Genomic DNA, 26,413 nt, shown 5'->3' on the forward strand with positions numbered 1-26,413 from the left:
CGTGCAAGCGTTGGCGGTGTGACGTGCGTTGTCGCAGGTCAGGGGTCGTGAGTGGCGATGGTCGCTCCGGCGACCATCGCCACTCACAGGAGGGTGTCGAGGGCGGCGTGGACCTCTGCGAGGGAGGGGCGGGCGCCGGGATCGGTGAGCAGGCAGCCGTCGAGCACGCTGGCCACGCGGACCGGGAGCCGGCGGCGGCTGCGCAGCCGCGGGGCGGCCTTGAGCAGCTGCGGGTAGATGCGGCCGAGGTCCGCGCGCACCAACGAGGTGTCCGTGCGGGAGATGCTGTGCGAGCCGGTGCGGTCCCGGTCGCCGTGCGGGTCGATGCCGTCCGGGAAGGGGCGGGTGCCGGTGGCGGCCTCGTGGAGCACCACCCCCACGGCCCAGACGTCCGTGGCGGGCGTGACCAGGCCGCCGGTGCACTGCTCGGGTGCCATGTACCGGGCGCTGCCCACCTCGGCGGGCGCCGGTCCGGGCGTGCGGGCGAGCGCGAGGTCGATCACCCGGGTCACCCCGGCGCTGACCACGACGTTGCTGGGCTTCACGTCGCAGTGCACGCGGCCGCGCTCGTGGAGGTAGCGCAGCGCGGAGGCCAGCTGCTGGCCCAGGTGCGCGAGCGCCTCCTCGGGGAAGCGGCCGTGGCTGTCGATCGCGTCGGCGAGCGTGCCGCCGGGCAGGGACTCGAGGATCATCACCGGCGCCGGGCCGCGCTCGTCGACCAGGTCGAGCAGCCGCACGATGTAGGGATGGCGCAGCGAGCGCAGCAGCCGCGCCTCGCGCAGCAGGCCGCGCTTGCTCCGCGGGTCCCCGAGCAGGTCGGGACGCAGCACCTTCGCCACGACGTGGCAGTGGTGCACCCCGCTCCACGCGTCGTAGGTGTCGAAGTCCTCGCCGCGACGCAGGTGCGCGACGACCGTGTAGCCGGGCGCCACCACCGCGCCCGCCGCCAGCGGCCGCGGCCCCTCGGGGGTACCCGGCCCCGGCGGCTCGGACGCGGTGACGTCCGCGCTGACGTCCGCTCCGCCCCCTGCTCCGACCCCTGCTCCGACTTCTGCGCCGCCGCCGCCGGCGCTCGCTCCCGCTCCGCCGGCCGCGGAACCGGCGCTCACCGGATCCGCCGCCGGTGCGGCGCTCATCGTCCGGCCCCGCGTCGCGGATCCGGAACTCCACCACCGGGCACCGCACGCGGCGCCGCCCCGTTCATTGCGCGGTCCCTGCGGGACCGGCCCCCCTGACGTCCATGGTGTCGATCCTGGCCTGCGGCTGGTCGGTGGGCGCGCCGGGGGTGCCGATCGCGACGGCGCCGAACACGACCGTGGGCGCGGCGGCCACCGGATCGTGGCGGACGGGGAGCGCGTAGCGGGACAGGGCCGGCTCCTCCGTGGGCCCCGTGAGGGGCCGCTGCATCTGGACGGTCCAGGAGTCCGGCTCGACCTGCGGGAGCTCGGTCGTCTCGGCCTGGTCCGGCGCGACCGGGCTCTCGGAGCGGTCGGCGCTCCCGACCCGAGCGGTGCTGCCGAACCGGTCGGCGCCGGCGGGCCGGGTGGGCCAGGTGGCCGTGATCCGGCCGCCGTCGAGGTGGACGATCCGGTCCGCCCCGGCGAGCAGCGCCTCGTCCTCGCTGACCAGAAGGGCCGTGCGGCCCGCGAGGAGCCGCTGCAGCGGAGCCCTCAGGAGCTCGGTCCCGGCCGGGTCGAGGCCGGCGGTGGGCTCGTCGAGGACGACCACCGGCGCGTCGCGCAGGAAGGCCTCGGCGAGGACGATCCCGCGCCGCAGCACCTCGTCGGCGAGGACCGCGACGGGGGTGTCGTAGCCCTGCGGGAGCGCGGAGACGATGTCGTGGACGCCGGCCTCCCGGGCCGCCTCCTCGATCTCGAAGCCGGTGGCGCCGGGGTCGGCCCGCACGATGGCCTCGCGCACGGTGCCGGCCGGGTCCCCGCCCATCCGGACGGCGACGACGTTGCGGTGCAGGTCCTCCAGGGCGAGATCGCGCAGGTCGTGACCGTCGAGGAGGACGCGGCCGAGCCCGGGGTCGGCAAGCCGCAGCGGCAGCGAGGCGAGCGTGGTCCGCCCCGACCCCCGGGACCCGACGACGGCGACGGTCGCGCCGGGCGGCAGCGTCAGCGACACCTCGGCCAGGGCCGGCGAGCCCGCCTCGGGCGGGGTGAAGGTCACGCCGTCGATCCGGAGCTCGCCGCGGGCCCGGCCGATCCGGACGACCTCGGCGCGCTCCGCGACGGCAGGCGGCTCGTCGAGCAGGGTGAGCACGCGGTGGGCGGCGGGGAGGTCGACCGGCCCGTACTCGGGACGGGTGCCGACCAGCAGCAGGATCAGGGCGGTGACCTCGGTGAGCAGGACGCCGAGGGTGACGGCCCCGGACGTCAGCAGGACGGACCCGGTGCCGACGAGCGTGAGGGTGCCGATCGCCTCGGGCAGGCCGGTGCGCGGGCCCGCCCGCCGGGCCACGATCCGGGCGGCGACGGCGACGAGCACGGTCGCCGCCACGGTGACGGCGCCCAGCGGCAGGCTCAGCACCAGCGCGAGCGCCGCGAGCACCAGCAGCCGGGTCACGGTCCGGACGGCGCGGGCCCGCCGGGTGACCACGAGATCGCACACCGCCGGCACGTCCTGTCGTGTGCGGTCGGCGCGCCGGCTGTCGCGCCGCCGCAGCGGCAGCCGCTGCAGGTGGGCGACCAGTACGGCGTCGAGGGTGCGGGCGAAGCGAGCGTGCGCCCGCGCGGTGAGCCGGGTGCCCGCCGCGTCGAGCGCCAGGCCGAGGAGCAGGCCGGCCACGACCGCACCCGTGAGCGGGGCGAGGCGCGACCAGGACCCGGGGACCAGGACGTCGTCGACCAGCCGCGCGAACGCCCAGAGGCCGGCGGCGAGGGGGAGCGGCGCCAGGGCCGGCAGCAGCAGGCCGAGGGTGCGGCTGCCGCCGAGCCCGGACGAGTACGGCCGGAAGCGGCGGACGGTGTCGCGGCGCGCGGCCGGAGCGGTCGCGGGCGCGTCCCGGGCGGGAGTGGGCCCGGGACGGTCGGTGTCGCCCGGTGCGTCCTCGTGCGCGGGCGCAGGGCCGTCCGCGAAGGCAGGGCTGTCCGCGAAGACCGGGCCGTCCGTCAGGGCAGGGCCGCCCGTGAACGCAGGGTCGCCGGCGCGTGCAGTGTCGTCGGCGGATGCGGTGCTCTCGGCGTAGGCAGGGCTGTCCGCAAGAACAGGGCTGCCCGCAAGAACAGGGGTGCCCGCAAGAAGAGGGCTGTCTGCAAGAACAGGGCTGCCCGCAAGAGCAGGGCTGTCCGCGGCAGCGGCGCGGCCCTCCGGCGGAGCAGCGGACTGCTCGTCCGGGCCGTCGGGCAGTCGCGACGGTCGGCGGGGGGCGCGGTGGCGTGCGGTCGGCGTCGACATCGCTGGGGCCTCCGGGGTCCGGATGGGGACGGTGGATGCGGGGGCGTCCGAGAGGGGAGCCGGAGCGGCCCCTCCCGCCGCAGCGCGGGAGGGACCGCCGTCCGGGGCACCGGAATTCCGCTCACGGGCGTGCTGGGCGCCCGTTCACCGGAATTCCCGGTGCGGTGCACAGAGCGGCTGCCGTCGTGGCTGAAGCAGTGCTCGAGATCGTGCACTTCGCTGTTGTGGTGCCGGACCGTGGCCCGTCACGTAATCGACTAATGACCGAGACGACGAACGGGTGCGCGGATTCCGGCGCACCACTCGAAAGTGTCACGAGTCGTTCCGGGATTCCGGTCCCGGTGTGCTGTGAAAGCGATCACGCCGCGGTTCGGCGGGGCTCGGGGATCTCGGTGACGCTCTCGACCACGCCCTCGACGGTCTCCACCACCTGCTCGACGACGTGTCCGGCGGCCTGCGCCACGCCTTCGCCGGCGATCAGCGCGGCCGGCCGGCGGGCCGCCCGCAGGGCCCTGATCCTGCGGCGCAGCATCGCGGCGCCGATGCCGCCCGCCACGCCGAGCACGGCCAGGCCGGCTCCGGACAGGACGATCGGCAGGATTCCGGCGTCGGGGAAGGCGGCCATGAGCACGAAGGAGGAGAGCGGCCACCAGAGCAGGCACCGGCCCGGTCCGTGGCGCGTCCAGTCGTGATGCGTGGGCGCCATGGAGGCCGCGTACCCCCTCGGTCGACGGATCATGCTTCGGTTCCCCGCGAGCCGACCGAAAGGGTTAGGTTCCGGCCATGACCGACGCCGCTCCCACCCCCGACCCCCGGGCGGCCCTGGTGGCCGAGAACGCCCGGCTGGCCGCGCTCGTCCGCGAGGCCGAGCACACCACCGAGATCCCGACCTGTCCTGGATGGACACTCACCCAGCTGCTGCGCCACGTCGGCCGCGGGCACCGGTGGGCCGCGGTGATGATCACCGACGGTGCGACCGAGGGGCTGGACCCGCGGCAGGTGCCGGAGGGGAAACCGCCGGAGGGCCTCGACGGGACGGTCGCGTGGCTGCAGGCGAGTGCCCGCGCCGTGCTCGACGCCGTGGACGCGGCCGGGCCGGACGCGCCGGTGTGGACGTTCACGGGCCCGAAGCCCGCGGCCTGGTGGATCCGCCGGCGGCTGCACGAGGAGACGGCGCACCTCGCGGACGCCCAGCTCGCCCTCGGCCTCGACGTCGACCTCGCGCCGGAGCTGGCGGCCGACGGGCTCTCCGAGTGGCTGGACCTGGTGGCCGCGCGGCCCGGCGCGGAGCTGCTGCCCGACGGCGCGAGCCTGCATCTGCACGCCACGGACTTCCCGGGGGAGTGGATCGTGCGCTCGGGCGACCCGGTCACCTGGGAGCCCGGCCACGAGAAGGCGACGGTCGCGGTGCGGGGCCCCGTCACCGCGCTGTTCCTGGCGATGCTGCGCCGGATCCCCGCCGACGACGCCCGGCTCGAGGTCCTCGGCGAGGCGGACGTGTGGAGGGGCTGGCTCGCGGCGACGCCCTTCTGAGCCAGCCGCTCGAGCCCCGCGCTGTCCGGAGCGTCAGCCCGCGGCGACGGGCTCCGGCTCTGCCTCGCGGGTCCTGCGGGGGAGCAGGACCGTGAGCACACCGGCGGCGAGCACGAGGGCCGCGACGATCCACAGCACCACCCGCAGCCCCGACTCCGTGGCCCCGACCTGGAAGAACACCGTCCCGAGCGCGGCGACGCCGAGGGCCGCGCCGAGCTGCTGGGTCGCGTTGAGCACCCCCGAGGCCGACCCGACCAGCGGGCCGTCGATCCCGGACAGGACGATGTCGAACAGCGGGGCGAGCAGCAGGCCCATCCCGATCCCGCAGACGACCAGGGCGGGAGCCAGGGTGAGCCCGGTGACCGCGCCGAGGGCGAGCGTGCCGATCACCCCGACGATCCCGGCCGCCATGACCACCGCGCCGATCCGGATCGTCGTCCGCCCCAGCCGCGGGGCGAGCACGCCCGCGCCCAGCACCGACCCGACCGCCACGCCGAGTGCCCACGGCGCCTGCGTGAGCCCGGCCTGCAGCGGCGTGTAGCCCAGGTCGAGCTGCAGGTAGAGGCCGAGGACCAGCAGCAGCCCGCTCATCCCGGCGAAGAACACCAGCGCCACGACCATCCCGCCGCTGAACGCCCGGATCCGGAACAGCGCGGGCTCGACCAGCGGCGGCCGGCCCGCCCGCGCCCGCCGGACCTGGTGCCACCCGAACAGCGCGAGCACCGGGAGCGCCCCGAACGGCAGCACGACCGCCCACGCCGGCCACCCGAGCTCACGGCCCTGGACCAGCGGGAACACCGCGATCGCCAGCCCGACGCCCGCCAGCACCGTCCCCACCAGGTCGAGCGCCCGGACCCCGCCGCGGATCTGCTCCGAGCGCGACTCCTGCATCACGCCGAACGCCAGCACGAACGCCGCGATCCCGATCGGCACGTTGATCAGGAAGATCGCCCGCCAGCCCAGCCCGACCAGGTCGCCGCCGATGAGGGCGCCGGCCACGATCGGACCGGCCACCGCCGCGAGACCGATCGCGGGGCCGAATGCCCCGAAGGCCCTGCCCAGCTCGGCGGGCGGGAAGGTGGTGCGGATGATGCCGAAGCCCTGCGGGATCAGGACCGCCCCGAACAGCCCCTGCAGGACGCGGAACCCGATCAGCATCCCTGGCGTCGTCGCCATCCCGCAGAGGGCGGACATCACCACGAAGCCCGCCAGCCCGACCAGGAAGACCCGGCGCCGGCCGAGCAGGTCCCCGAGCCGCGCGCCCGTGACCAGGCCGATCGCGTAGGCGAGCGTGTAGCCGGCGGCGACCCACTGGATCGTCGTCGAGCCCCCGCCCAGGTCGCGCTGGATGGACGGCGCGGCGACCCCGACGACCGTCGCGTCGAGCAGGTCCATGATCTCGGCGGCGAGCACGGCGACCAGCACCAGCCAGCGCCATCGGTAGAGCGTCTCCACGGCGGTCCCCCAAAGGACGAACGGTGTTCGTTGACGAACAGTGTTCTACTCACGAACGACGTTCGCGTCAACTACGATGAGTCCTGTGACCGACATGCCCGAGCCGCCCTGGCGCACCCCCCGCAAGGAGGTGAGCAGGCGATCCCTGTCCCGGGAGGCGATCGTCGAGGCCGCCATGGGGGTGCTGCGCAAGGAGGGCATCGACGGCGTGAGCATGCGGCGGGTGGCCACGGAGCTGTCCACCGGCGCGGCGTCGCTCTACGCGCACGTCGCCAACAAGGAGGAGCTCGTCGAGCTGCTGTTCGACGAGGTCGCGGGCGAGATCCCGCTGCCCGAGCCCGATCCGGCGCGGTGGCGGGAGCAGGTCACCCAGCTCTGGCTCGACTCCCGGGAGACGATGCTGCGCTACCGGGACATCGCCCGGTTCTGCCTCGGCGGCATCCCGCTGGGGCCCAACTCGATGCGGCTCGCCGAGCGCACCATGGCCCTGCTGCGCCTCGGGCGGGTGCCGGACCAGGCCGTGGCGTGGTCCGTGGACGTCGTGGGGCTGTACGTGGCGGCCAGCGCGGTCGAGGGCAGCATCGACGCGCGGCGCCGCGAGCAGGGCGAGGACCTGGACACCTACTACCAGCAGTCCCTGCGGCAGTACTTCAGCGCGCTCCCGCCGGACCGGTTCCCGGTGTTCGTCTCCCTCATCCCGATGATGACGACGGGGACGGACGCCGAGCGCTTCCGGTTCGGCCTGGAGCTGCTGGTCGGCGGCCTGGCCGCGCTGGCCGGCGAACCCCCTACAGGTCCTTCGCCAGCAGGTCCATGAGCAGCCCGTCGTGCCAGGTGCCGTCGGCGGCCCGCTCGTAGTCCCGCATCACGCCGACCGGTTTGAACCCGACCCGTTCGTAGCTGCGGATCGCCTTCGTGTTGGTCGCCGCCGGGTCGATGACGATCCGGTGGTGCCCCCGCACGTCGAACAGGTGCCGCGCCAGCGTGCGCACGGCGTCGGCCCCCAGGCCCTGCCCGTGGGCCTTCGGGTGCAGCGCGATGTCGACGCCCGCGTGCCGGTAGTCCGGGTCCTCCTCCTCGTGGAAGATGATCAGCCCGACGGTCTCGCGGTACACCTCGATCGCGTAGCACTGCGGGCCGAGCAGCTCGCGCCGCACGCGCTCCAGGTCGTAGCCCGCCCACCAGCGCGAGACCTCCGGGTGCTGGAGGATCTCCAGGAACTCGGGGACGTGCCGGGCCTCGGTCGGGCGCAGGACGACGGTCTGCCCGGCCAGGGCGTCCGTGCCCTCGGGCTCGCTGTCGGTGTGGACGGGCGGGTGGCCCAGCGAACTCATGATCATCCCTCGCTCAGGGTGAAGCGCGCCTGCTCGTCGAGCACGGCGGCCGACCGGGGCTTCTCGAAGACGACCTCCGCCCGCCGCCCGTCGACCAGCAGGGTCGCGATGTGGTTGCCGAACAGGACCGGGCCGAGCCGGGACCAGCGCAGGTCCGGCGGCGACGAGGTCAGCTGCCGGGTGAGCGCCGTGGCGGCGCGCGACCAGGCCAGGCGGAACACGACCCGGATCGCCGGCGGGACGTGGTTGTGCACCGGCGAGCACACCAGCTGGTGGACGCGCGCGGCGCCGGCGGGCAGGCCGGGGAGCGCGGCCCGCGCGGCATAGCTGTGGTGCACGTCACCGGACAGTACGCTGACCGACGCGAGCCCCGACCCGGACGCCGCCTTCGCGACCAGCATCCCGAGCCGGTCGAACGACGCCCGGAAGGCCGGCCAGTGCTCCAGGTCCGCGGCCTGCCGGAGCTTCTCGCCCAGCCGTCCGCGCCATCCGGGCCGGGCGGCCGTGGCCTCGTTCCAGCTCTCCAGGTCGCCCAGCGCCGGCGCCATCAGCCAGGGCACGGAGGTGCCCAGCAGCAGGTGGTCGACCTCGCCGGGGGCGGTCGCCTGCTCCTCCACCCAGCCGAACTCGCGGTCGCCGAGCATCAGGTGCTCGCCGCCGTCGAGGATCCGGGAGTTGCGGGAGTCGATCATCACCAGCCGGCTGCGGCCGATGTCCCAGCGGAAGCTGAACCGCAGGCCCTTGCTGCCGTCGACCTCGGCGTCCGCGCGGTCGGCGAGCTCGGAGAGCAGCGGCCAGGTGTCGCCCTCGTGGGTCCGGACGCGCTGCCAGTCCGGATCCGCGTCGAGCTCGGCGGGGGAGAGGTTGCCCAGGTGCTGGTGGACCCAGTACGAGGCCAGCGCGGAGCGGATCCGCTCGCGCCACCAGGGCAGCTCGGACACCTCGGCGCGCCAGGCGGCGGAGGTGTTCCAGTCGTCCCGCACGTCGTGGTCGTCGAAGATCATCGCGGTCGGGACGGTCGAGAGCACCCAGCGGATCTCCGGATCGAGCCACGCGTCCCGGTAGAGGCCGACGTACTCCTCGTAGCCGACGATCTCGTCGTCCGGCCAGCCCGGGTGCGCGTCGCGCCGGCCGGCGATCCGGCGGCGGGTCTGCGGGGTGAGCTCGTCGGCGTAGACCTGGTCCCCGAGCAGCAGCAACGCCGTGGGCCACGTGGCCGTCGGGACGGACGGCATCCGCGCCGCGTACGCGTCGAGGGCGTCGAGGCCGTAGAGCGCGGCCTGCCGGCGGTCCGACGGCTTCACGTACCGGCAGGAGCCGAAGAGGATCCGCGCCTGCCCGGCGGTGCGCGGGCCCCGGGTCGGGATCACGCTCTCGGGGAAGGGGCTGTGCGGCAGCGGCCAGACCTGCTCGCCGTCGACCCGCACGGTGTAGGGGATCCGTGAGTCCGGTTCCAGCCCGGTGACCGCGACCAGCGCGTAGTGGTGGCCCGCGACCTCGAAGGTGCCGGTGGTGCAGCCGAGCACCTCGACCTGCGCGGGGGCGGCCGTCTGGACCCAGATCGTGGCGGTCGTCTCGCCGACGTGCCGCAGGACGGGTCCGAGGAGGAGCGTCACGCGCACTCCATGGCGAGCAGCGCCGCACCGATCTTGCCCGCCGCGCTGCCGAACGTGCCCGGGAGCACCGGGACGAGCGGGCGCACCTGCGTGGCGTAGGCGAACTCCGCGGCCGCCTCCCGGGCCGGGCCGAGCAGCAGCTCCCCGGTGTCCACGAGCCCGCCGCCGATCACCACCGCGTCGAGCTCGAAGATCGTGGTGACGGAGGCGATCCCGACCCCCAGCCAGCGCGCCAGGTCGGCGAACAATGCGCGGGCGGTCGGATCGCCCGCCACTGCCGCCTCGGTGACCGTCTGCCCCGTGACCTCGACGCCCTTGTCCCGCGCCAGCCGCGCGATCGCCCCGTCCGGGTCCGCCGCCGCGGCCTCGCGTCCGGTGCGGGTCAGCGCCGTGCCCGAGGCCAGCGACTCCAGGCAGCCGTGGTTCCCGCAGCCGCACAACGGGCCGTTCGGGTCCACGATGATGTGCCCCAGCTCGGCGCCGAGTCCGCGCGGGCCGCGGTAGATCTGGCCGTCGAGCACGATCCCGGAGCCGACGCCGGTGCCGACGGTGATCAGCACCATCTCCTTGTAGAGGACCTCGCCGAGGCGCGCCTCGGCCAGCCCGGCCACGTTCGCGTCGTTGTCGACCACGGCGGGCAGCCCGGTGGCCTTCTCCAGCTCGTCGCGGATCGCCCAGTCGCGGTACTCGTTGTTGGGCGCCCACAGGATCCGCCCGCTCGGCCACTCCACCGTGCCCGCGGCCCCCACGCCGACCGCGACGACGTCGGGCTGCCGGTCGCGCAGGGTGTCGACCATGCCCAGGAGCAGCCGGGTCATGGTGTCGGCGTCGGAGGTCTCGGGGGTCGGCTCGGTCAGCTCGTCGACGACCGTCCCGTCGGGCGCCACGACGGCCCCCGCCACCTTGGTGCCGCCGATGTCCAGGCCGATCGCGTGTCCTGCCACGCGAGCATGATTGTCGACGGCGGGTGGGGCCGCCAGAGCGACCCCGTTCCCGGTGTGCGGACGGCCGGCTCCGCGCGCCCCGCCTGCGTGTGTTTGCCGCGCGGGTGACCGGGGAACGCCCTTCCATGCCTCTGTTGCGTCGCGTGGCCCGGCCCATGCTGGCCGGTCTGTTCATCTACGGCGGTATCAACTCGCTGCGCAACCCCGCTGCGCACGCGGACGCCGCCAAGCCCGTCCTCGACTACGCCGCGCCGGTGCTCGACAAGGCCGTCGAGGCGTCACCCCTGGAGTCCCGGCCGGACAACGAGACCCTCGTCAAGATCGACGGGGCGGTGAAGGTCGCGGCGGGGACGCTCCTGGCCATCGGCAAGTTGCCCCGCCTCTCGTCGGCCGCGCTCGCCGCGACCCTGATCCCCACCACGCTGGCGGGCCACCGGTTCTGGGAGGAGACCGATCCGGCGGCCAAGCAGGCCCAGCAGATCCACTTCCTCAAGAACACCGCGCTCCTCGGCGGGCTGATGATCGCCGCCGCGGACACCCACGGGAAGCCGTCCGTCGCCTGGCGCAGCCGCAAGGCGGCCGAGGTGGCCACCGCGGCGCTGGAGAAGCGGGCCTCCGCGGTCTCGGGCTCCGTCGCCTCGGCGACGGACTCGGTGGCCGGCCTGGTCTCCGGGCTCGGCTCCTCGGGCGCGTCGACGGGCTCGGACCTGGCTGGCAAGGCCTCCGACCTGACCGCCAAGGCGGGCGAGAAGGCGGCCGCGTTGTCCGCCGCGGTCGCCGAGCAGGCCCCCGTCGTGAAGGCCCGGGCCGCGGAGCTCGGCGCGACCGTGTCCGACCAGGCCTCCCGCTGGGGCGCCGCCGCGTCCGACGTCGCCTCGGACGCCTCCGCGCAGGCCGCGGACCGCGTCGAGGATCTCTCCAAGCGCGCGGCCAAGGCCCGCAAGCAGGCCGAGAAGCACGGTGCGGCGCTCCGCAAGGATGTCGACAAGCGCAGCGCGGCGTGGGCGAAGGAGCTCGACAAGCGAGGCAAGGCCTGGGAGAAGGTCGCCGACCGCAAGGGCGGCGAATGGTCGAAGGCCGCCGAGAAGCGCCGCGCCCAGTGGGAGAAGGCCGCCGAGCGCAAGCGCGCCGAGTGGGAGAAGGCCGCGAACCGGGCGGCGAAGCGGGCGAAGAAGAAGGCGCCCGGCTACGTCGACCAGCTGACCGCGCTCGCCGCCCAGGCGGGGGAGCAGGCCGTGAAGCTCGGGGGCGACGTCGCCTCTCGTGCCGCCACGGTCGGCACGGCGGGCCAGCAGGCCGTCGAGGGCATCGCGAAGGACGCGCGCAAGCGCGCCAAGGCGCTCGCCTAGCAACACACCCGACCGGCCCCGCCACCACGTGCCCGGTGGCGGGGCCGCTCTCGTCTACGGTGGTCCGATGTCCGGAGCCACCGAGGAGGACTGGGACGACTGGGTCGCCTCCCAGCGGCCCCCCAGCACCGGCGTCGACACCTACTGGTTCGTCGGCGGGCCGCTCGACGGGCGCGTGCGCACCCGGCCCGCGGAGCAGGACGCCCCCGCCGTGGTCCGGCACGTCCATCTGCACGGCGGACCGAAGATCGTCCACCACTACGACCTGTACGAAGTGGCAGGTCATGGTGGGGAGTACCGGCTGCGCGAGGAGTGATCCTCCGGTAGGACTCACGGTGCGGGCGCTGCCCGTCGAGAGGCCCTCACGAAGGAGTGACCATGCCGCGTCCGTACGCCAGTGGAGTCGTCGCCGCGCCCGCCGACAAGGTCTGGGCCCTGATCCGCGACTTCAACGGCCTCCCGGCCTTCCTGGCCGCGATCTCCGAGAGCACGATCATCGAAGGGGTGGACGGTCAGGTGGGGGCGATCCGACTGCTCACCCTGGCCGGCGGTGGTGACCCGTTCGAGGAGAAGCTGATCCACCTCGACGACGCCGACCACACCCTCACCTACGCCTTCACCGGCGCGAACCCGTTCAACGTCCGGCGGTACGTCTCGACGGTCCGGGTCGCCCCGATCACGGACACCGGCGAGTCGTTCGTCGAGTGGTGGTCGGAGTACGACGCGGACGGCGACCAGGAGGAGGCCCTCGACCGGACCTTCGCCGACGACGTCTACGCCGGGGGCATCGCCGGGCTGCGGAGCACGCTCGGCGTGTGACGCGGGCCGCCGGGTAACGGTAGGGATGCCACGATGCTTGCGAAAGCTAACGTGAGCGTCCCCGCCGGCCGGGGGCCGGCGATCGGAGTGCGCGCTTGTCGACGTCCGCCGAGGTCACGGGACCGCTGAGCGACCGGCAGGTCCGCCGGATCCTGCCCATCGCGATCGTCCTGACCTGGTTCGGGCCGTTCTCGATGGACGCCTACACCCCGGCGTTCCCGCAGATCCAGGAGTACTTCGGGACGAGCGCGACGATGGTCCAGCTGACGCTGGGCACCACGCTGGTCGGGCTCGCGCTCGGGCAGCTGGTGGCGGGGCCGCTCAGCGACCGGTTCGGGCGGCGCCGGCCGCTCGTCGTCGGGCTCTGTGGGTACGTCGTGGCGTCGCTGCTCTGCGCGTTCGCCTCGTCGGTCGAGATGCTGGTCCTGGCGCGGCTGGCCCAGGGGCTCACCGCGGCGACCGGCATCGTGATCGCCCGGGCGATCGGCCGGGACGTCCACTCCGGGCCCGCGCTCGCCCGCTTCTACTCGCTGGTCGCGGCCGCCACCGCGCTCGCCCCGATGATCGGGCCGGTCACCGGGGCGGCGATGGTGCAGGCGGGGCTCGTCTGGCGTTGGATCTTCGGCCTGACGGTGGTGCTGGGCGTCGTCGGGCTGGTGCTCAGCGTGGCCGTCCTGCCGGAGACCCATCCGGCGCTGATCGGCGGGCGGGCGCGCACCGTGCCCCGGCAGGCGCGGGTCCCGGCGCACCTGCTCCGCCGCCCGCACGTGCTGGCCGCCGCCGGCGTGCTGGGGCTCTGCGGCGCGGCGATGATCGCCAACCTGGCCGGCCTGCCCTTCTACCTGCAGGAGGAACGCGGGTTGGGGCCGCTCGTGTACGCGGGTGCCTTCACCGTCGGGGCCCTCTGCCTGATCAGCGGCAGCAACCTCAGCCGGCTGCTGCAGCGCCGGATCCTGCCCCAGCGGCTCCTGACCGTCGCGGTCCCGGTGATGCTCACGGTCGCGGTGCTGTTCGCGCTCGCGATGCAGGCCCGGGCACCGCTCTTCCTGGTGCTGCCCGGGTTCTGCGCGCTGATGGCCTGCTGGGGGTTCCTCAACCCCAACGCGATGGCCTTCGGGATGACCGTGGAGCGGACGGCGGCGGGGCGGGCGTCCGCGGTGCTCGGCCTGGCCCAGTTCGGCTTCGCGGCGGCCAGTGCACCGCTCGTCGGGATCGTCCCGAGGGTGGCCGGCGTCCCGTCGATGGCCGTGGTGACGGTGTCCTGCATCGTGCTCGGCGCACTCGTCCACTTCGCCCTCCTGCGCCCGGCCCGGGTGTCGGCAGCGAGGTGGGCGGGGCCGGTCGCGGAGCCCGTTCCGGCAGCGCGGGGGACCGTGCCGACGAGCCCGTTGTGACCGACGGCCCGGCCACCGGGCGTCGAGCGCGGGCCCGGCACATCGTCGCCGCCCGCGCCACGGTGTCCGACGGGCGGAGCGGCTGGGCCGGCGGGCCCAGGGCTTTCTCAGGTCGTGCCGCTCCGGATCTCCGTGCCGTCTCCGTGGGTATCGACCACGGCTCGCGCGTCGACCGAGCCCTTGAGCTACGACAACGCTCGGCGCTGTGGGGCAGGTGGGGCTCGAACCCACGACCTGACGGATTATGAGTCCGCTGCTCTGACCAACTGAGCTACTGCCCCGTTGACCAGCGGAAACGGGCATTCCCGTCCCTGCCGATCATGCCGAATCCGTTGCGGTCGTGAGAGCCCTCCGAAGATCACTCCAACGGCCCACTGAGGCCCGGCTCAGCGATCGTATCGGCCGGACGAGGTACCACCCGCGTGTAGGCCAGGCCCCTCGACTTGAGCCACCGCTCAGCGGCTTCCACGCCGCCCAGCTCGACGGCGTCCAGGAGATCAGGGACCTCATCCCTGATCGCCTCCCAGGTCTCCGCAGGAAGAGCTAACTGATCCTCGCCGCCCATGTCCTCGTTCGCCGCCTCTTCGTCGGATTCCTCGCGCTCCAAGCGCGCCCAGTCCCGAAGGCCACGCGAGTACGTGACCTGCTTCCTGCCTAGTGACGTCTGCTCCCAGAGCCACCACAGTTCGATGGAGTCAGCCTCTCCCTGGCAGGCATCGGCCAGGATCTCGAAGGCGCTACGGGACGTGCCCCGGCCCTTCTTCGTGTGCTGAGAGGTCACCTCGAAAGCCGCCTTGCTGACGTACTCCGCTACGGCCTCGATCGAGTCGGCCGTCAGGACGATCGGGCGCATGTCCAACCCACCCTTGTCGGCCACAGCAGAGAACCCCTTCCGGACCAGCGAGCGTTCCCAGCGCACGAAGGCGCGGGCTGCCATCTCGTCCATGAGGTCACGCGAGATCACGGAGTCGAACACGATCACGGCGTGAACGTGCAGGTGGTGCCCAGTCTCCGGAGAGTGCGAGTACTCGACGGTCCTGATCCAGCCACGGACTCCGAAGGCGCCCTGATCCGTTACCCAGCCGCGCCCGGACGTCACGGAGCCCCAGGCGGCCGACAGAGCCGCCCACATGTCCCTCAGGGTGTCCCGCTTGCTGTGTCTGATCGTGAGCGTCAGTAGGCCCGCAGAGCCCTTGGAATCGTTGACCGCGTGCAGGACCCTCCCGACGTCGGTAGCGCGCTTAGCCGCGATCCTGCGGGCACACACAGGGCACGCCCACGGGCTACCACACGCCATGAGTCCAGCGATCCCAGCTCGACGGCCCTGAGAGGTCTCAGACACTCGGAGCACGGTCCCGCCGACCGGGTTGACCGGTACCCGACCACACGCCTTCAACCGGTCCAGACTCGTGAAGCCCTGGAGGGTCCGCCTCATCTGGTGAGCGTCCCGGCGCCTCCCCCGGCGTTCCTGGTCCGGCGGAAGGACTACCCGTAGATGCTTACCAAGCGGGGCCTTCGGCCCCGGGCCGCTCGCCCCTCCGGCCTCCGGCCTCCGGGCGGCGGCCAGGCCATGGCCCTTCACTTGTTGACCCTCCGGACATACTCCGCGTACTCACCAGCGAGCCACGGGGTACGCACTCTGATCAGGGACCTTCCGGGCACGGAGAGCAGACCGATTCCGGGCAGAGCGCGGGAGTGCTCAGCGATCACGGACGGGTCCGCATCGTGGAGCATCTTCACGGCATCGGGGTCTGACCGGTAGGACAGTCGGAACGAGCACTGTGCCCGTTCGAATCCGCCGATGAGTGAGGCATCTGCCCGTTGAGCTACCAGGATCACCCGCATTCCGGCCTTCCTGCTCTCGGAGAGCAGACGTGCCACGAGAGCGCGGATACGCTTACCCATCTTCGGGTCTATCGCATCCAGGTAGCGGAGGACAGCCGGGTATTCCTCGACGGTTACAACTCTCAGAGGATAGTCATAACCTTGCGGTAGTTCGTCAGCATTCGCAGGAATGCGGGATATCCGGTCGTCCATTTCTGCTACGGCCCGAGTGAGGTATTCCTCTACGGCGCCGGGGTCTGCGAATCCCAGCACGGAACCGGGGAAGGGTCTCAGCAGGATTCCGGACGGGTCGATGCCGTCCACTCGGATCGGATATCCAGCACGCTTGTACCGCGCGTAGGCGCTGAGCAGTGCGTACAGGAAGCCTGACTTCCCTGAACCGCTCTGGCCCACGATCACGGCGTGACCAATGGACGAAGGATCATCAACAATGAGCCGGCTACCCGACTCGTCTACCCCGATCAGGACCGGACCAGCGTCCGGACACGGCAGCGGGCCGGTACCCAGAGGGTCCGCCTGCAGGAGCGTGACCACGACTGAGGCGCCGTTGCCGATCGGCTCCACTCGGAGGCCCCATGCGCCCAGGTACGGCGCGATACGCGGTGCCAGGCCCCGGACGTCCCCCACGGTCATTCCCGGCTCTAAACGGACGTGTAGGGCTCGCTCTGCGAGATCCACGAGTGCCAGTGCAGGGACGATCTCCGTACCCCCTGACACGGTGTCCACCTTCCGGACCAGACCGGCGCCACGGCAGGCCCGGTCCCATGCGTCACGGAGGGCCTGAGCCTCAGCGGAGTCCAGGTCTACGGCGGTCGGCTCTCGACGGAGCCACTTCACGATGCCCGCCGACCGAACAGCGGGACCACGTTGTCATGCCTGGAAAGGTCCAGCGGCTCGGCAGTCGGTGTAAGCGGCTCCAGACTGTGCCGGGAGGAAGGAATCGGCTTTGGCAGTCCGGAAATGAATCCGCGTTGATGGTGCTCACCTTCGTCACGGAGGACCAGCGCCATTACGGGAACAAGAATCAGGAAGCAGAACAGTAGTGACATGGTGAACGGCTCCAGGGACAACAACCACAAGATGAAATCCACGCTCATTCCTCCGGTAAGCACAGAACGCCCCGCCCCAGGGAAGTAGGGCGGGGCATTCGAGAAAGTGGCTCAGAATCGATCTGAGGCGGTTACGCTGCCTTCTGAGCAGGCTGAGCCTGGCCCTCGATCCCGTCAGCACGGAGGGACACGGCGGCGCGCCCGGAGCGCTGGTCCACGTACACGTTCGCCCTGAGGTTCACGAACTTGATCGGCTGCCACTTCTTGCCCTGCGGCTCATCCCAGGAAGCCACGGTGACCCCCAGGGCCTCAGCACGCATCGTCTCGTCGTCGTCCGGGAAGACGTCGACAGTCCAGAGGGGCGCGCCCTTCCCGCCGTCGGGCGCGGTGTCGTGAGCCTGGTTGCCGGATCGGCGACGCTCACCGTTGGTCAGCTCGACGTACTCAGCCTTCGGGATGACCTTCCCCGAAAAGATCAGGTTGGTTCGATTGGTGTCCAGGTAGAGCTTCATGAGTGATCGGTTCCTCTCGATGGTGTGTGGTTGGCGCGAGGGCGCGTAGAAGGTCCAGGACGGATCAGACAGCGACCGGTATCGGGACCTCCTCACACTCAAAGAGGGAGCCATCGTTGAGCAGGCGGAACAGGGTCAGGGCCTCCGTGGTGACCACGGTCGAACCGGCGGAGATGGTGACCTCAGAGCCGATCCAGCGGACATCGGTCACGATGACCTCACGCATGGGTGCGTCGTGCTCGACCAGGCCGATCGTCATGCCCGGCTTCACGTCACGGGCACGGGTGGTGCGAGGAACCGGGACCGGGCTCTCGTCGTCCTGGTCCAGGACCACAGACGGGATCGCCAGGGACTCACCGGAGGGAAGCTCGACGGTGATCTCAGGCGTGACGGTCGTGCACTTCGGGCAACCACCCTGAGCGAGGATCGGGCAGTCAGCCCCAGCATGGGACTCACTCAGCACCGCAGCACGACGCGCCTGCTCATCCATCACCTCACCATCGATCTTGTCCACGGCCTGCCGACCGGAGTCGGTGAGCGTGATGCCCTTACCGGCGACCACGGCCAGGCCACGGGACACGAGGGCCTTACGGGAAGCCCGGTTCACGAAGGTGTGCGAGCCGAACAGGACGGCCACCATGTGAACGGTGAGCTTGAGAGCGCGGGCGGTAGGGGTCTCGTGGTGCTGCATCGGGGCTCCAGGGTCTCGGGTCAAACTCCCACAACACCCACACGCTAGCACGAACTCCCACAACTCCCACAAGTCCCACGTTCCGGCTGGTCGGAGGCCCGGTGTGCAAACATGCCGGAGTGACCGGTGATCGCCCCCTCGTCAGGACCGCTGAGGCAGCGGCGGCCCTTGGCGTGTCCGGGGAGACGCTGCGGCGCTGGTCCAGAGCCGGGAAGGTCAAGCCGAAAGCTAAGACGATCGGCGGCCAGGACCGATGGGACCTCGAAGACCTACAAGAACAGGTCCGCCAGCTAACCGAGAGCGGACAGGGCTGACAGAACGATTCGTTCTGTTGGATTGGGATTTCCGTCGTGTAGCGCGACGGAATTAACCTGTTTCCGCAGGTCAGTCCACGTGTCGCGATTCGCGACGCCTGATATAGGCAGGGTGTCTCGTTTCCGGACACCTCTAAGGCTTAACCGATACCTCTGCAACGGGGGGTTCCGCTCCCCCGACACTTCCGGCCCACAAGGGCAGCACGGACACACCAGGGTCCGCGAGCCTGGCATGTCGGGCGCGGGTCCGCTGGTAAGTCGCGGACCCTGCCGCGCCCGTGCAGGACTGACGTCGCCGAAAGCGACGGGGAAGCTCAGCGAGGATTCCGGGCAGCCCTGGTCAAGCTGAACGTAGTAGGCAGCGGGTAGCCGCTGAGGTCACTCAGGGCCTTCCAGTCGAGGCCCAGCCGGTCTCTGCCAGCACGGAGCAGGCGGGACATGCGCTCAGGCCCCAGAGCGGCACGGTCGTCCACCACGCGGGCTACGGCCCTCCGGAGCTCCGCCTCCGACAGGGTGGCGGGGTCCTGGCATCTGAGCCTCAGCAAGTCGCTCACCAGAGCATCGTAGAGCGGGAGTCCAGAGCCTGGTTTCCAGAGGCAAACTAGGTCAAATCGACATGGTTTCCAGGCCAGTCCTAAACTATGTCAAAATGACATAGTATCCCCTCTTCAAGTCGCTCCGTTCCTTCGCTCTGCGGATAGTGTGAGGATAAGGTCTCCGACCTGAGAAGGAGACCGTTCCCTGTTCTTCCTTCTGAGAGAGTCTTCTTAGAGAGTGTAGGTCAAATCAACTATGTTAAATTGACATAGTTTAGGGTGTCGGCTTCCCGTAGGGATTCACCCACGCCGGGATCACGGCGCGGTACGTGGCCCTGTTCGTGTTGTTCCGGCCGCCCTTCCCGTTGTCGGTCCGGACGAGATACCCAGCCTTCACTACGGCCTTCATCGCCCGGTAGACCGTGGACTCGCCTAGTCCCGCCTTCATGGCGAGGTAAGCGTCAGTCAGCTCCCGTTCGACCTGGCCGAACGGCACACCACGCCTACCGGCGGCGGCCCCTAGCTCCATGTTGGCGACCATCGCGACGTGCTGAGCAGAACCGCTAAGAGCGTCCGGGTTGATGATCGACCACATGTGATCGTTCTGGTCCAGCGGAACCCTGGTCTCAACGCCGGTCATCGGCGCTCGCTTAGGCTTAGCTCCAAGCTTAGGGGTGTCGCGATTCGCTACACCCTGGTCAGACCCCCTGGTGTCGTGTTCTGCGACGGCAGCCTTAGGGGTGTCACCAACCGTTACACCCTCACGCGGCCAGTAGTCCGGCGAGATCCAGAGGCCACCCTCGAAGTAGGCAATGCCACTCGAAACCATCTCATCTGTGAGAGCCCTGACCTCAGGCTCGCTCAGGCCCGCATTGCCCATCGCTAGCAGTCGTGCCGTGGTCTCGACCCGCCCGGTATCGCCATTGACACTGTTGACGATGTCCCGGAGACACTTAAGGGCTCGCTCATCTCCGAAGAGATCCGGCCTTTCCTGTTCTACGCGATTGCGTAGCTCAGACTGCTTAGCTAGTCGGTCGGTCATTCGTAGTGGTCCTGTTCTTCGCGGTAATACGGTTTAGTTCGGTCACGCCCTGAGCGGGCACACTTCTAGTGCCGACCATTCGGACGGTCTCAAGGCGCCACTTCGGGCGCCGGGGCATGTCAAGCGGGGATGGCGGCTTCTTTTCCATTAGTACCGTGCTCCAATTAGGTAGCCCGCGAATCCCATTACCAGAATGAGTAGCGGAGCTGAGATTCCATGGCATGTGCCGAAGGCCACACCGATCGAGGCCAGCATCGTGCTCCTTGCAAGTGTCCAATAGTTAACAGAGACTACAAAAACCCGTACAAATCCAGGCATCCGCATTACGGGCCGGTCATGCCCCCGCCGGGAGAGGCAACTCCCCCTGGGGGTCGGCGATTTGTCAACCCCTTGAGGTGGTTTAATCTGCGAGCGGTAAGGCTGGCTGGTATTCGAGCACTAATCACTGATCCTGTCTGACCATTGTGTGCTCAGCCTCAGCCTGAGGTTCAGCAAGGCATTCAATGCCTTTGCTTCTTAAGCTTATTCACTCAAGCTCAAAGCAATAAAGACAAATACCAAAGCCCTGAGATTCCATTCGAGTATTCAAACTCTCCAGAACCTCAGGGCTCAAGCTCTAGTCTTGACATGTGCTACCGCACCCCTGCGCTAGCTCACGCCTTGCTATTCACCCCTTGAGTTAAACGGCTGCGAGCTGACGGGCCTTAGCTACATTGGGAGTCACTAGGTCCAGGCGCCCTCCGGTACGGAGAACCCCGACGTGTGGAGCAAGGGCCGTAAGGGATAGGTCGGTGCGCTTTCGCGCGTACCCATTCACCAGGTGAACAGCGTTGCTCTGTTCCTCATCGGAGTTGAACTCACCGAGCTGACCGACCAGCGCGGCGGCGGAAGTGAGCTTGACCCCATCGTCCGGGCGCCAACCGGTCTGGTCGGACGCCTCAAGCTTCTGGAGGGCCTGGTAAAGGCCCAGCAGGCTATTAAGCTCAGCGGCAGCCGTACGGGCGCCTGTAAGCGCCTGTGATACCTCTGGGGAGACATCGGCAGGCGATACCCCAGTCAGGTCGGGAATGAGGCTCACAGCCTCCGTGAAGGGCTCTGCGGCACTGTTGTACCGCTGGCACACGACCTCATAGAGATCAGGAATCACAGGGTCCAGAGCAGCACGCAGGGCACGGGATCGAACCTCACGGACCTTCCGGGATACGCGGGTGGAATCCACGTCCGCTACCGAAGTCGCCTGAAATAGCGCCATGACGGCAGCGTCAAGCTCATCCTGATTCGTAGCGGCGGCTACCATCGCCTCAGCAGCCTCCGTGTCTGGCACGGTCACCGTGAGTGCGTTCTGCTCAAGCTGATCCTTTACGGCGTCCGGTACCTCGATACCGGCCCGCGATAGGGCCCTAATTACAGTACTTGCATTTGCGGTGTAGCTCATTACTACTTACTCCTATTAGCGGTCGAGAACTTCGTTAATCTTGCGGTTAAGCTCAATAGCTGCGTAGCCCTCAGGATCAATTCGGCTCATTAGCTCATTGCGCTGAGCGGGATTCATGTCCGAACCGAATCCCTGAGTTCGGTCGTACGCCGGGGAAGGCTGCGGGACCGCGCCTCCGGACTCAAACTGATCGGTTCCCTCAGCAGCGGCCCAACCAAGCTGATGTACCAGCAGACGGCCGAAAACCTCAGCCGGGTCCTCCCCATTAGTAGAGTCCTTTACCTGCCGATGGTCCTCATGGACGATCGATCCATTGAGAATTCCTGTCAGGTAGTCGGTTAGCTCACTCGCCATCTTCGTCATCCTTGCTATTCGTTCGGCGAATCTCTGCGATCATTGCTTCAAAGTCATGCGTGCCTTCGGGCCTAAGCTCCTGAGGCTTAGGCTTCCGGGCTACTGCTAGCCGGGCTCCAGGCCCGAAGTTTGCAACCGTCTCATTCAGTCGGTCAGTCATTAGGGACCCCGATTCCACTCAGGGCATCACGTGCCACAACGAAAGGCTCGCCCGGCTTGCTGAGCTTGACTACGACAGGCCAGAGGCCGCTAAGCTCTTCGGACCGCTCAACCCAACCAACAATGACCACAGGCTCGCCACCGAACGTGGCCTCAATACGGAAGTTCTGCATCTTCATTTCTTAGTTTCCAATCTTCGGTACTAGGTTCAGAACGTCTGCCATCTTGTGAGCAGGCGTGTAAGTGTCTCGGGAAGGGAGGCCCTGACCTCCGCTTAGTACGGCCTGGAATAGACCGGCGACCAGGCCCACCATGTACTGAGCGGCCTTGTCCTCATAGAATCCGCGCTCAATAGCGATATCAGCTCCAGCCTGAGCTAGTCGCCGGACGTCTTCCCTGATCTCTGCCTCAGTCGGCTCCGTCACATGAGATCCCACATGTCGATACCGAATAGATCCGCCAGGGCTACCACGTGACCCGGAGCGGGCCTGCGTACCTGATTAACCCACATGGAAACAGCCTGCTGCGTGATATTCAGGCGCTTTGCAATCTCACTCTGCTTAAGCCCCGATGCCTTAATCGCAGCGGTGATCTTGTCAGGGTTGGGACCCCTGACGTAGTCGAACATTACAACTCCTAGTTGTTCCGAAGGGCAAAAAGAGAGGCCCCGTCTGCTTCCACTACAGACGGGGACTCCCAATAAGGAAGCTGAGCGTGCCGCTTCCTCTAGTCGATTTCTACGTACCTGAGTAGCCGGGTCGACTAGGCCCGGGGTCTGACTATCCGCGCCTTACACGGCGGATATTTCCCCTGTTCACGATCCTCGTAAGGCCGTTGCGGTCAAGGTCTACCGCCCATTCCATCCCTGCGAGGATGTGTGCAAGCCGCTCATCATCCCGGAAGCCGTAATCATCCGAATTGATGTGCTTGTCATAACTGCCGATTGCCACACGGGAAACCGACTGCACAGACGTGTTATCCACGTCCGGGACAAGCGTGGTGCGTACTTCCATCCCGCCCATGCCGTCGAACACTCGCGTGATGCGAGTGACCAGCGTGTGAGCAGCCGAGACCACACCAGAGGTCTCACGCTCGATACCGATGCGGAAGCCCTGACCGATGTAGCGACCCAGTCGCAGGAACACACGCGATGGGGACCTGATCTGAGCAGCGGCAGCCGTAGCAGCGGCAGCGGCGTTAGCGAGTTCAGCGGCAGCGGCCCTGACGTTCCCCGCCTGAGAGCGGAGTCCATCTGCCAGAGCAGCGCCCATGTTGGCGCCTGCGGCCCTGAACTGGCCTACAGCGGCCTGGAGAGCCCCGACCATCGCAGCGATCGAGGACTGGACTACAGCGAGCGCCTGAGCCATACCGCCCGTCAGAGCGGCAACCATGGCGGCTACTGCTGCCAGTGTCGCGGCCTGCATAGCGGCCCAACCGGAGACCCATGCCGCCTGCATCTGACCGGTGCCACTCGTGACGGCAGCGACCATCTGAGCCATACCCGCGACCACGGCGGCGACCATGGAAGCCATCGCGGCGATAGCAGCGGCTCCAGCCGAGACGAACCCGGTTGCGAGAGCGGCATTCACAGCCGCCATTCCGGTAATCACGGCAGCCTGAATGGCAGCCATTCCGACCGTTACCGCCGTCTGCATCGCGAGCATTCCGGTCTGGGCAGCGAGGCCCGCACCGGTGAATCCTGCCAGAACAGCCGGGGTGATTACCGCGAATCCATTGGTGAATGCGGCCTGTACGGTCGCCATTCCCATAGTCACGGCGGTAGCCATAGATGCCATCTGCACGGTGAGACCGTTAAGGATCAGGGTGAAACTGGAATTCATCTGCGTGGAGACAGAATCAAACCCAGTCTGGAAAGCCGTAGTGATCTGCGGCATTCCTGCGGTCACCTGGGCAGCGAGCCCAGCCATTCCGGCCGTGATCTGGGCACTCAGCCCGGTCATAGCCGTAGTGATCGCGGCCCCGGCCTGCGTACCGAAGACTTCCTGAATAGCGAGCGGGATAGCCGCTCCACCATCGCGGACGCCCTGAGCTAGCTGAGCGGTGCCGACCAGCACGTAGCTCTGTAGGCCCGTGAAGGCCCCGGACACGATCGGGGCCAGGCCGTCAACGGTCCCCTGAACCACGGTCGGGACGTCAGCAAGGCCCGTCTGAACGGTGCCAGGGATCGGAGCTACACCAGCGGCCCATGGCGCGGTGAGGTCACCGACCGGAGCGGTTGCCTGTCCCAGCGCCCCTGCGGCTCCTACAAGCCCCGGAACACCAGCGTTCATGCCTTCGGCAGCCTGAGTACCGGTCTGAACGGTGAGATCACGCCACTGAGGCGGGATAGAACCAGCGGCAGCGTCCGGAACGCCCATGGCCTCAGCCATGGTCATGCTATTTGCCTGGAGGGTTCCGACGAGTCCGGGAATGCCGGTAGCAGCGGCATTCTGTGCCGCCGAATAAGCAGACGTGACGGACGTTCCTAGCGACGTCCCCCACTGAGCACCGAATCCACCGAGTGACGCGTTAACGTCAGCGCCCCACGCATCGATACCGGCCTTAAGGGTGTCGAACCCCTGCATTGCCGTAAGCGTGCCTTCGGTGATCTTGCCCCAGTCCATCGTGATGAGGCCGACGGCAGCCTGAGCGATACCGTCAATGATCTGAATGACGCCCATGGCGATAGCCGCGAACGCGATGAATCCCTGCGTAAGGCGGGCTAGCATGTCGATGAGGTAAGGCAGCGAGTTAATCAGCGCCGTGATGGCATTCTGAATCGCAGGATTCTGGAATACCGCGCTCAGGCGTGCGAACGCCTGCTCAATACCCGTGATCGTTGCCGTCGGTACGGCATTGATAGCGTCAGCGATACCCTGGAACACGCCGCCTACAGAGGCGCCTAGTCCAGCCCAATCGAACCGATTAAAGAATCCAGTAATGGACTCGATAACCGCATTGATGCCAGGTGCGGCATTCGCAAAGAGGGTAAGTCCGTTCTGGACCAGGGAAATAAGCCCCTGGCCTACTGCGATCAGGGTTCCCTCAAGGCCCTTCATGGCCTGGTCGAATACGGTGGCACCCCGAGCGCCCGCAGTCATCTGCTGAACCGACTGCTGCCAGGACTCGCCTAGCGTGTTGACCACATTGGTTAGCGCCTCGAAAGCGCTAGTCTGAGCCGTGATCTGGAGGAACCCGGCGACAATCGCGTTAATCCCCGGCCCCATGCCGGTGATAGCGGCGTTCACGTTCGCAAACGTGGCCTGTAGATTTGCGAGCCCTGGACCTTCGGCAACCACACGGGCTACGCCCTGTGCCACGGTCCCGAGTGCGGTAGCGGTTCCTACTAGCCCCGTCTGGAGAACGGGGAACACGGCCCTAAGCGTGTTGAATGCGGGCGTTAGGCCCCGCACGAATGCCCGTTCTACGGCCGTCTGGAGACGGTCGAACTCAGGGGCCAGAGTGCGGGCGGCTTCCTTAATGCCGTCCATACCGATCATGACGGCAGCGATCGGAGCCGCGAGTAGACCGATAGCAGCGGGTACAGCCGCGATAGCAGCGGAGGCAGCGCCCCACGCTGCGGTGATTCCAGCCCCGGCAATCGAGATCACCGTTGCCACGGCCCCGGCCTGAACCAGGGCCATTACTACCTGCATTACTACGCCAAGGATGGCACCGCCAGCCCTGGACGCTCCGGACATTCCACGAGAAAGCTGTCCGAACGCATCGGAACCAGCCTCACCCAGTCCGTTAAGTGCCCTTCCGACCCCGGAGAAAGCCGTAGAGAGCCCCGAACCGAGAGCGGAGCCTAGTCGGGTCAGGCCCGTGTAGACGGCCTGAGAGAACCGCTGAAAGGCCGTCTGGCCGTTCATCACGTCACGTTCGAACGTGGGCATTCCGATACGACGAATTGCAGAACCGACACGACCAGCGGCCGACTGGAGACCCTGGAAGTGGCCGCGAATGTTCGCGGCACTGTTCGTCATCTCACGGAAGCCGATTGCGACGCGCTCTAGGGAGGCGCGAATACGGTTGGCGTTGTCGACAACGTTTCGCATCGTCTGATCGAGGCTCGATCGACCGCCCGCCAGGAAGTCCGGCATGTTGACGTTCGAAAGCGCGTTGCGGATCGTGTTGCCCACCTGGGCGAGAGCGCCCCGGTCGACGTCAACGCCTACCTCAGCGTTGACCCCCGCGCCTGCTGCGGCAGCGGCGGCCTGGACCTTCTGACGGAGGCCCTGAGCATCAAGCTCAGCATTGATGGTGACGTCAGGTAGGCCCGTAAGGGCCGCCTGGAGCTGTCGCCGAAAACCAGAGGTATCCGGAACAACCTTAATCGATACGCGGCCTACTTCTGTTCCGCCTGGAGAACTCATTCTTAATCCCTAACGGCATTGGCGATTGCCGTTGGTAGAAGTGGAGGCGCCCGGTCCTGCGAGAAAGGCATTCAGGACAGGACCGGGCACCAAAGGACCGGTCGCCAAACCGGTCCGCCCCTCAGAGAACGGTTGAGGGGACGTTGACGTGTGACTCAGGGACTAAGGGGTGACCTGAGGAGCGCGAGCCCAGGAGAACCGCGCTCAACTACCGGAGCAGGTTGGTAGCCACACGGGGATGACCGGCTGGAACA

24 protein-coding genes and 1 tRNA gene are annotated in these 26,413 nt (G+C 68.8%); 7 read left to right on the forward strand and 18 right to left on the reverse strand.

Annotated features, from left to right (window positions below; all coding sequences use genetic code 11):
- Positions 1–83: 83 nt before the first annotated feature.
- The 3 genes from ABD324_RS25845 to ABD324_RS25855 all read right to left on the reverse strand — a co-directional run bounded on the left by ABD324_RS25845 (position 84) and on the right by ABD324_RS25855 (position 4,108).
- Positions 84–1,136 carry a serine/threonine-protein kinase gene (locus tag ABD324_RS25845; protein ID WP_344422351.1) on the reverse strand — a complete coding sequence of 351 codons (1,053 nt, stop codon included), beginning with the start codon at positions 1,134–1,136 and terminating at the stop codon, positions 84–86.
- A 64-nt stretch (positions 1,137–1,200) separates the two neighbouring features.
- On the reverse strand, positions 1,201–3,402 hold the full coding sequence (locus tag ABD324_RS25850; RefSeq protein ID WP_344422353.1) for an ATP-binding cassette domain-containing protein: 2,202 nt from the start codon (positions 3,400–3,402) through the stop codon (positions 1,201–1,203).
- 358 nt (positions 3,403–3,760) lie between these two features.
- Entirely contained in the window at positions 3,761–4,108 is a 348-nt protein-coding gene (locus tag ABD324_RS25855) for a hypothetical protein (protein WP_344422356.1), read from the reverse strand.
- A gap of 77 nt (positions 4,109–4,185) precedes the next feature.
- Between ABD324_RS25855 and ABD324_RS25860 the strand changes: the two genes are divergently transcribed.
- On the forward strand, positions 4,186–4,935 hold the full coding sequence (locus tag ABD324_RS25860) for a maleylpyruvate isomerase family mycothiol-dependent enzyme (protein ID WP_344422359.1): 750 nt from the start codon (positions 4,186–4,188) through the stop codon (positions 4,933–4,935).
- Positions 4,936–4,968: 33 nt separating this feature from the next.
- Here ABD324_RS25860 and ABD324_RS25865 read toward each other — a convergent pair whose 3' ends face one another.
- Positions 4,969–6,390 (reverse strand): DHA2 family efflux MFS transporter permease subunit, encoded by a 1,422-nt coding sequence (locus ABD324_RS25865; protein WP_344422361.1) that lies wholly within the window; start codon positions 6,388–6,390, stop codon positions 4,969–4,971.
- Positions 6,391–6,484: 94 nt separating this feature from the next.
- Here ABD324_RS25865 and ABD324_RS25870 point away from each other — a divergent pair, with 94 nt between their 5' ends.
- Positions 6,485–7,207 (forward strand): TetR/AcrR family transcriptional regulator, encoded by a 723-nt coding sequence (locus tag ABD324_RS25870; RefSeq protein ID WP_344422533.1) that lies wholly within the window; start codon positions 6,485–6,487, stop codon positions 7,205–7,207.
- Here the strand turns inward: ABD324_RS25870 and ABD324_RS25875 are convergent.
- Genes ABD324_RS25875 through ABD324_RS25885 form a run of 3 tightly spaced genes read right to left on the reverse strand, consistent with a single transcriptional unit; the run spans position 7,179 to position 10,284 of the window.
- A complete protein-coding gene (locus tag ABD324_RS25875) occupies positions 7,179–7,724 on the reverse strand; it encodes a GNAT family N-acetyltransferase (protein WP_344422364.1) in 546 nt (181 codons plus the stop codon). The two genes, ABD324_RS25870 and ABD324_RS25875, sit on opposite strands and share 29 nt — an antisense overlap.
- A 2-nt stretch (positions 7,725–7,726) precedes the next feature.
- Positions 7,727–9,340, reverse strand: coding sequence for an alkaline phosphatase D family protein (locus ABD324_RS25880; RefSeq protein WP_344422366.1), 1,614 nt, complete (start codon positions 9,338–9,340; stop codon positions 7,727–7,729).
- On the reverse strand, positions 9,337–10,284 hold the full coding sequence (locus ABD324_RS25885) for an ROK family protein (RefSeq protein WP_344422369.1): 948 nt from the start codon (positions 10,282–10,284) through the stop codon (positions 9,337–9,339). The genes ABD324_RS25880 and ABD324_RS25885 overlap by 4 nt, the downstream gene beginning before the upstream one ends.
- 125 nt (positions 10,285–10,409) lie before the next feature.
- On the opposite strand from ABD324_RS25885, the gene ABD324_RS25890 reads away from it, so the two are divergent.
- From ABD324_RS25890 to ABD324_RS25905, 4 genes are all read left to right on the forward strand, one after another.
- Positions 10,410–11,633 carry a DoxX family protein gene (locus ABD324_RS25890; protein ID WP_344422371.1) on the forward strand — a complete coding sequence of 408 codons (1,224 nt, stop codon included), beginning with the start codon at positions 10,410–10,412 and terminating at the stop codon, positions 11,631–11,633.
- Between the two features lie 67 nt (positions 11,634–11,700).
- On the forward strand, positions 11,701–11,949 hold the full coding sequence (locus ABD324_RS25895) for a hypothetical protein (protein ID WP_344422374.1): 249 nt from the start codon (positions 11,701–11,703) through the stop codon (positions 11,947–11,949).
- A gap of 62 nt (positions 11,950–12,011) precedes the next feature.
- Positions 12,012–12,452 carry an SRPBCC family protein gene (locus ABD324_RS25900; protein WP_344422377.1) on the forward strand — a complete coding sequence of 147 codons (441 nt, stop codon included), beginning with the start codon at positions 12,012–12,014 and terminating at the stop codon, positions 12,450–12,452.
- Positions 12,453–12,547: 95 nt separating this feature from the next.
- Positions 12,548–13,846 (forward strand): multidrug effflux MFS transporter, encoded by a 1,299-nt coding sequence (locus ABD324_RS25905; protein ID WP_344422380.1) that lies wholly within the window; start codon positions 12,548–12,550, stop codon positions 13,844–13,846.
- Positions 13,847–14,052: 206 nt separating this feature from the next.
- On the opposite strand, the gene ABD324_RS25910 is transcribed toward ABD324_RS25905, so the two are convergent.
- The 6 genes from ABD324_RS25910 to ABD324_RS25935 all read right to left on the reverse strand — a co-directional run bounded on the left by ABD324_RS25910 (position 14,053) and on the right by ABD324_RS25935 (position 17,943).
- Positions 14,053–14,127 (reverse strand) — tRNA-Ile (locus ABD324_RS25910).
- A 77-nt stretch (positions 14,128–14,204) separates the two neighbouring features.
- Positions 14,205–15,281 carry a protein rep gene (locus tag ABD324_RS25915; RefSeq protein ID WP_344422383.1) on the reverse strand — a complete coding sequence of 359 codons (1,077 nt, stop codon included), beginning with the start codon at positions 15,279–15,281 and terminating at the stop codon, positions 14,205–14,207.
- Positions 15,282–15,424: 143 nt separating this feature from the next.
- Positions 15,425–16,369 (reverse strand): FtsK/SpoIIIE domain-containing protein, encoded by a 945-nt coding sequence (locus tag ABD324_RS25920; RefSeq protein WP_344422386.1) that lies wholly within the window; start codon positions 16,367–16,369, stop codon positions 15,425–15,427.
- Positions 16,370–16,524: 155 nt separating this feature from the next.
- Entirely contained in the window at positions 16,525–16,782 is a 258-nt protein-coding gene (locus tag ABD324_RS25925; RefSeq protein ID WP_344422389.1) for a hypothetical protein, read from the reverse strand.
- A gap of 89 nt (positions 16,783–16,871) precedes the next feature.
- Positions 16,872–17,252 (reverse strand): hypothetical protein, encoded by a 381-nt coding sequence (locus ABD324_RS25930; protein ID WP_344422392.1) that lies wholly within the window; start codon positions 17,250–17,252, stop codon positions 16,872–16,874.
- 64 nt (positions 17,253–17,316) lie between these two features.
- Positions 17,317–17,943 carry a hypothetical protein gene (locus ABD324_RS25935; protein WP_344422395.1) on the reverse strand — a complete coding sequence of 209 codons (627 nt, stop codon included), beginning with the start codon at positions 17,941–17,943 and terminating at the stop codon, positions 17,317–17,319.
- A gap of 119 nt (positions 17,944–18,062) precedes the next feature.
- Between ABD324_RS25935 and ABD324_RS25940 the strand changes: the two genes are divergently transcribed.
- Positions 18,063–18,257, forward strand: a complete 195-nt coding sequence (locus ABD324_RS25940; protein ID WP_344422398.1) for a helix-turn-helix domain-containing protein — start codon at positions 18,063–18,065, stop codon at positions 18,255–18,257.
- Positions 18,258–19,067: 810 nt separating this feature from the next.
- Here the strand turns inward: ABD324_RS25940 and ABD324_RS25945 are convergent.
- From ABD324_RS25945 to ABD324_RS25965, 5 genes are all read right to left on the reverse strand, one after another.
- Positions 19,068–19,835, reverse strand: a complete 768-nt coding sequence (locus ABD324_RS25945) for a hypothetical protein (protein WP_344422401.1) — start codon at positions 19,833–19,835, stop codon at positions 19,068–19,070.
- A gap of 679 nt (positions 19,836–20,514) precedes the next feature.
- Positions 20,515–21,270 (reverse strand): hypothetical protein, encoded by a 756-nt coding sequence (locus ABD324_RS25950; RefSeq protein WP_344422404.1) that lies wholly within the window; start codon positions 21,268–21,270, stop codon positions 20,515–20,517.
- 15 nt (positions 21,271–21,285) lie between these two features.
- Entirely contained in the window at positions 21,286–21,633 is a 348-nt protein-coding gene (locus ABD324_RS25955) for a hypothetical protein (RefSeq protein ID WP_344422406.1), read from the reverse strand.
- Between the two features lie 571 nt (positions 21,634–22,204).
- Entirely contained in the window at positions 22,205–22,411 is a 207-nt protein-coding gene (locus ABD324_RS25960; protein WP_344422409.1) for a helix-turn-helix domain-containing protein, read from the reverse strand.
- A 151-nt stretch (positions 22,412–22,562) separates the two neighbouring features.
- Positions 22,563–26,159 carry a hypothetical protein gene (locus ABD324_RS25965; RefSeq protein WP_344422412.1) on the reverse strand — a complete coding sequence of 1,199 codons (3,597 nt, stop codon included), beginning with the start codon at positions 26,157–26,159 and terminating at the stop codon, positions 22,563–22,565.
- Positions 26,160–26,413 lie beyond the last annotated feature (254 nt).

The sequence above is a fragment of the Pseudonocardia ailaonensis genome, from assembly GCF_039531635.1.
Taxonomy (GTDB): Bacteria; Actinomycetota; Actinomycetes; order Mycobacteriales; family Pseudonocardiaceae; genus Pseudonocardia; species Pseudonocardia ailaonensis.